Origin of the sequence: Mycobacterium sp., from assembly GCF_049281135.1 — a bacterium.
GTDB lineage: Bacteria > Actinomycetota > Actinomycetes > Mycobacteriales > Mycobacteriaceae > Mycobacterium.
The window spans coordinates 1-6,362 of sequence record NZ_JBAPRN010000232.1; the positions used below are offsets into that span (position 1 = coordinate 1).

The 6,362-nt window shown below is 66.5% G+C and carries 4 protein-coding genes; all 4 read right to left on the reverse strand.

Going from position 1 to position 6,362, the window contains the following annotated elements; all coding sequences use genetic code 11:
• Window positions 1-2,053, reverse strand: a 2,053-nt coding sequence (locus tag WAN02_RS09430) for an AMP-binding protein (protein WP_422263887.1), incomplete at its 3' end; no start/stop codon positions are given.
• Between the two features lie 239 nt (window positions 2,054-2,292).
• A complete protein-coding gene (locus WAN02_RS09435; protein ID WP_422263888.1) occupies window positions 2,293-3,309 on the reverse strand; it encodes an alpha/beta fold hydrolase in 1,017 nt (338 codons plus the stop codon).
• Window positions 3,306-3,590 carry a hypothetical protein gene (locus WAN02_RS09440; RefSeq protein WP_422263889.1) on the reverse strand — a complete coding sequence of 95 codons (285 nt, stop codon included), beginning with the start codon at window positions 3,588-3,590 and terminating at the stop codon, window positions 3,306-3,308. The genes WAN02_RS09435 and WAN02_RS09440 overlap by 4 nt, the downstream gene beginning before the upstream one ends.
• A gap of 420 nt (window positions 3,591-4,010) precedes the next feature.
• Window positions 4,011-6,362, reverse strand: a 2,352-nt coding sequence (locus WAN02_RS09445; RefSeq protein WP_422263890.1) for a cation-translocating P-type ATPase, incomplete at its 5' end; no start/stop codon positions are given.

Genomic DNA, 6,362 nt, shown 5'->3' on the forward strand with positions numbered 1-6,362 from the left:
CGTCGCCCCCTGATCCGAGCACCGCCCGCGCGGCCCCGATCACGGTGGTCAACACCGGCTGCTCCGCGGCCGCCTGGCGCAACGCGCGGAGCTCGCTCACCTGTGCCGCGGCCAGCTCGGCGTAGAGCTGCTCTAAACGTGCACCGTAGGCATCTTTGAGTTTGGGCCGCAGATTCTTGCCGACCCCGGACAGCAAGCCGTTAACCGCGCTGAATGGTTCGGTCTCGATCAGAAAGTCGGCGGGCACCTCATAGGACTGCAACTCGGCGGCCGTCGCGGTCTGCTGCAGCGATTCCCGTAGCGCGGCCTTGAGCGCATCGGTGTCGTCACCAAATTGCGAAAACGCTTCATCGGTGGGGACGAGCACCGCCAGCAGGTAGGAGCGTTCGCTGTTGCCGTAGACGAAGACTTGCCGCACCAGGGGTGCCGCGCTGAACGCGGCTTCCAAGTTCGCGACGGCCACGAACTCACCGTTTGCGAGCTTGAGGACGTTTTTGCGCCGATCGACGTAGACCACATGATCGGGTGCGATTTCGGCCATCACGTCACCGGTGCGGTAGTAGCCGTCTTCGTCGAACGCCTCGGCGGTGACCTCGGGGCGCTTGTAATAGCCGGGTGTGCTGTTCTCCGATTTGACCAGAAGTTCGCCACGTGGATACGGCTTGTCGGTGGTGAAGTATCCGAGCTCGGGGACGTCGATGAGTTTGTAGTCGATCACCGACGGGCGGACGATGATGCCGTCACGGGTCACCGGGACGACTTCGGTCAAGCCATAAAGGTCGCCCACGTACACGTCGAGGCACGTCTCCAGGAATGCCTTCAGTTCCGCGGCCAGCGGGGCGGTGCTGACCGAGGTGCGCAGCACCCGGCCGCCGAGCTGCTGGTCCCGCAATTCGAGGGCGGCTTCCTGCTCGGCGTCGGCGAAGTCGGCGCCCTCCAGGCTGATCCGGTCCACCGCGGACCGGTAATGCTGAAAGAGCATTTCGACAACCCTGGGCACCAGCAGCAAATCAGTCGGTCGCACCAGCGCCCAATCGTCGAACAACGTCGACAAGTCCGATTCGGCAACGAAATAACTGGTGCCGCCGTTCAAAAAGGCCGCCGCCAACGGCATCCGCCCGGCGATGTGATTCAGCGGCATGAAGTTCACGTTGAACACCGGGTGGTCAGTCTCAAAAAGCGATGAGGTGTAGATCCTGGCCAGCGTCCGTTCGGTGAGCATCGCGCCCTTAGGCGCCCCGGTGCTGCCCGATGTGTAGAGGATCATGGCCAGCCGCTGGTCGGTGTCTTCGGTGTTGAGCGGTTCGGGCGGAAGTTCTCGACCGCGCCGGATGACCTCGTCCAGCGTGCTCACCACGATCGACCTGCCGGCGTCGTGCAGGCGCTTCTTGGCGCGGGCGAGGTTATCGCGGTGGTCATCGGCCTGCGACTGGTAGTCGAACACCACGAGATGGCGCAGCGACGCACTCTGCAAAGCCGATTCGACGGCCAGATCCAGATATGCGGCGCCCGCGGCGAGCACCCGCGGCTCGATCTCATCGATAATCGGTTTCAGCACCGATGGCGGGGCGCTGTGTTGCAGCGGCACTGACACCAGGCCGAGATAGGCGCACACCAGCTCGACAGTCAGATAGCTCGGCCCGGCGAAACCCACGGTGGCAACGAAGTCTCCGGGATTCACCGGAGTCGTCTCATCCCGGCGCCACGCCGCAGCGACCGCCCGCACCCGCGTCCACAACTCGCCGTAGCTGATGGTTTCGAAACTGGGCACTGGCCGCGTGTTGGTGCGGCCGGTTCCCGGATCGACTACCAGCTCTCTGGCCCGCTGCCCGAGTGCGGGCCTATCCGCGTAGCCCTCGACGAGCGTCTCTATGACCTCGGCAAGCCGAAGTCCGGGCCTTTGTGCGGCATCGATGACGTCGTGCAACGGGTTCGCCGCCGCGAACTGGCGGTCGGAGGCGTAGAGCTCGGCAATACGACGTTCCCGTCGCTCTGCTTGTGCGCCGTCGAAATCTGGCGGATTGGTGATCTCGGTGTGGGCGTCGGTAGTCATATGCAAGGCCCCCTCCGTCTGATAATCCAACTCATCGTTAAACAACGAGGACCACGCACGTGATCCGGTGCAGCGGTGTGATGGCCGACACACTATGGGCTCCCGACTGATCACTGGTGGTCGGCTGATGCTCGTGCTGGGCGGAGCATCAGGCACCCGCGACCGCACCTACATCGGGCAGCGCACAGTGCAAGTGCTAGTGCCGAACTCGAAGTCGGGCGTTTGGCCGCTTTGGCCAATCATGCCGGAACTTCCTGTGGCGTAGGCGGTTCCCCGGATCGCGTAATGGCGCGGCTGATTGTATCTGTGACGAGGTCTGGGGCGTCATGGAGGATCATGTGTCCGGCGCCGGGCTCGTGCACGAGGATGGCCCGGGGGATGCCGGCGGCCAGATCGTGGGCATGCGCGGGCGGGGTGAGCTTGTCAGCTCCACCAGCGAGGACGGTCGTGGCGGCGGCGATAGCACCAAGCGTGTGGTATTGGTCGTAGTTCCGCAGGCTGGGAAGGAACCCGACTTTGGTCGGCAATGGGGTTGCGTTAAGGCTCGCGGCGGATACCGCGGCGAGAGCACCGTTGCCTGCCGCGTATCCGGCACATCTCGTCAGGGCGGGCCACAGCGGGCGGGCGAGGGCCCGAACTATCTCGTCGGTCATCGAATGCGGCGTGTGCTGCACGAGCGCGTGGACGATCTTCGCGGCGGGGGTGGCCAGGAGCCGGCCGAGGCCTCGGTTGGCGAGTTTGCCTGCAGCAGTGGCGACGAGGACAAGCGATTCCGGCTCAACGGGGCGATCACTGGCGCTCCGGGCGAGGTAGGCCAGGGCTGTCATGCCACCCATGGAGTGTCCTGCGAGGGTGAGTGGGCCTTCAACGCGAAGCGCTATGAGGAGCGTGGCCAGATCGTCGGCGAGCTGCTCGATGCGGTAGGTGTGCATGGGCGCGTCGGCGGAGTCGCCATGGCCGCGATGGTCGTAACTGATGATCCGAATGTCATTGCCCCACTTACAGATCAGCTGAGCGATCTGAATATCCCACGACGATTGGTCTAAGCAAAGGCCATGCAGAAGGACCACAGTGTGGTCAGGTGCGCGAGACCCATAGTCACGCACGGACAGCCGCACACCATCACCGGCAGCGATGATCCGAACGCGGCCGAGAGGCGGGCGGTCTCGCCGGATTGCCGCGCCGGGCTGCGTTCGCGCGGAGCCACTTTCGCCGCTATCTGGCGATGCCCAGGACCGCCTATCCGGCGCGCTCACGCTGTCGCCGATCGTCCGTAGAGGTGGGCGATTAGCTCAACCCACTCACGAGCGTTCTGCCGGTTTCCTAGCTGAAGGTGCGGCGGGACCAGGCGGGAATGCGACCGGCCGCCAGCTTCGGCCACAGTGGCACTGATATAGATCAGCCAGTATGGGCGGCCTGCCGGCTTGAACGCGCCGCAGATCTCTGCCCGATCCATTCCGAAAGCGCTTATCCGCTCACCACCGTCGTCGTCGAGACACGTGATGACTCGATGCAAGTCGGCGACGGTCGATGTCATCTCCCACTCCTCCTGTACTTTGGGCTCATCATCAGCCGTCTGGGGTAGCACCCGCATCCGCCGGCGCACAGTGCAACTGGCTACTCGGGTAGCTGGCCAGTCAGATGACTCGGACCGGCGGCTCAATGGATAGGACACGGTCGGGCGGCTTGCACGGTTCAATGCCGAGTTTGATGAAGCATCGCCATGCCCCGTGGGGGAGCGACGGACTTGTCTGCTGCGCCGCACCATTGGCGCCAAAGTCTATGGTGCGATTGACGATTGGCTTCGGATTATCAGAAAGCCGGCGCGGGCTGTCACGTCGACACACCGTCAAAAACGAAGAACGTGACGACCCCATGTGCGGTTCGTAGCGCGACACAGGCTGATTCGAGGCGGCACCATATTTGGATCGGTGGCACCGTCACTCACCCTGAAATTTCACGCGTGTTCGGGCTGCACCATCCCCGCGGTTTTGGCCAGCCAGTTGGGCGCGAGCACCGACAGTCCGGTGGCTGCGGCGGTTGCTCCCACGACACCCGTCCACGCGACCGGGCCCAGCGGCGTGCAGCCGAAGAAGTGGCTGACGCCCGGCGTCTGGACGATCGCCACCAGCACCGCCGAACTGCCCAGCGCGGTCGCGACGACGAGCGGGCTGTGCCGCCGGGTGAGCAGCGTCTGCGCCAGCTGCGTGGTCACCAGAGCGGTCAATCCCATTGTCGAGGTGCGCCTTTCGGTGCCAGGGGTCCAGCGGCCGATGGCCCAGGCCGCGGTCGCGCCGGCAGCAGTTACGGCCCCCCGGGTGACGATCTGACGCATGAGCGGTACATCCAGCGACGGCGTCGGCCCGGTCAGCACCGACCGCTGATAGGCGCGGCGGGCCTCAAACGCCTCTTCCACGGTGTCGTATTCGTCGGCGTCGGGTTCTTCCAACTGCGGGGTGACCGCGACCGCCAGCGCCGGGAACATGTCGGTCAACAGGTTCACCAGCAGCAGTTGGCGGGTGCCTACCGGCGCCCGCCCGCTCCCCAGGGCCGTGCCGATGATGGTGAACAGCACCTCGCCAACGTTTCCGCCGACCAGGATCGTCACCGCGTCGCGCACACCGGCCCACATGCCGCGGCCCTCGACCAAGGTGTCGAGCAGCACGGTCAGGTCGTCGTCGGTCAGCACGATGTCGGCGGCGCCGCGGGCGGCCGACGAACCGCGACCGCTCACCCCGATACCCACGTCGGCCATCCGGATCGCGGCGGCGTCGTTGGCTCCGTCGCCGACCATCGCCGTCACTCGTCCGCAGCGCTGCAGCGCGCCGACGATCTGCACCTTCTGTTCCGGGCTGACGCGCGCGAACACCTGCACATCGGCGGCCAGCTTGGCGGACGCGTCCTCGTCGAGTCCGTTGAGGTCGGCGCCGGTGACCACTCGCGCATCGGCGGGTAGCCCCAGCTGACGGGCGATCGCCCGCGCGGTCACCGGGTGGTCGCCGGTGATCAGCACGACGTCGCGGTCGACCTCCAACAGCGCTTCGATCAGCGGGCGCGCTGACGGCCGTGCGGTGTCCGCCAAGCCGACGTAGCCGATCAACTCCAGATCGTGCGCGGCGGCATCGACGGCGTCGGCATCGGTGTCTTCGTCGTCTTCGGTTTCGTGGACCCAGCTGCGCTTGGCCACCGCCAGCACCCGCAGGCCTTGCTCGGCAAGGTTGTGTACCAACGACTCCGCGTGATCCTGGTCGGCCTGCGGGTCGTTGAACCGGCAGCGCGGCAGGATGACTTCCGGAGCGCCTTTGAGCATCAGCAGAGGCTTTGTCGGATCCGTGCTGAGCGTGCCGATCGAGGCGGCGAAGCCACGGCTGGATTCGAACGGGACTTCGGCGAGCAGGTTCCACTCGACATCGTCTTTGAGTGACGCCGCAGCTTTGACGATTGCCTCGTCGGTGGCGTGGGCATGCCCCTGGGCCTCGTGCGGCTGGGTCGTTGCGCGCGCGGCGGCCTGCAGAACCCGGGCGGCCGCCGGCTCGGCGACGCCGGGGAATGGGCCGTGCGGGTTGGTCGTCGCCGGTACTGCCTGCACCAGGCGCAGCCGGTTCTCGGTGAGTGTGCCGGTCTTGTCGAAGCAGACCGTGTCGACGCGGCCGAGCGCCTCGATGGTGCGGGGAGCGCGGACCAGCACGCCGCGGGTCGACAGCCGCTGGGCGGCGGCGAGCTGAGACAGCGTCGCCACCAATGGCAGACCCTCGGGAACGGCTGCCACAGCGATCGCGACGCCGTCAGCAACGGCCTGACGCAGCGACGCCCGCCGCAGCAACGCCAGACCCGTCACCGCGGCTCCACCGGCCAGCGTCAGCGGAAGCACCTTGCCGGTCAGCTCGCGCAGCCGCGCCTGCACGCCCGCGGACGACTCGACGTCGATGACGGCGGAGATCGCCCGGTGCGCGGCGGTGCCCACACCGGTGGCCACCACGATCGCCCGGGCATGGCCCGCGACGATCGTGCTGCCCTCGAACAGCATGCTGGCTCGCTCGGTGTCGGCCGCCGCCACCGGATCGACCTGCTTGTCGACCGGCAACGACTCACCGGTGAGCAGGGATTCGTCGACCTCGAGATCCTCGGCCACCAGCAGACGGGCATCGGCGGGCACCACGTCGGGAGCCGCCAAGTCGATGACGTCGCCGGGTCGCAATGCGGTGGCGGACACCGTCACCGTGCGTTCGGCGTTGCGGGCGGCCTCCAGCCGTCGTCGGGCGGTTGCCACCGTCGGCACCACGACTCGGCGCGCGAGTTGGTCCTGCTC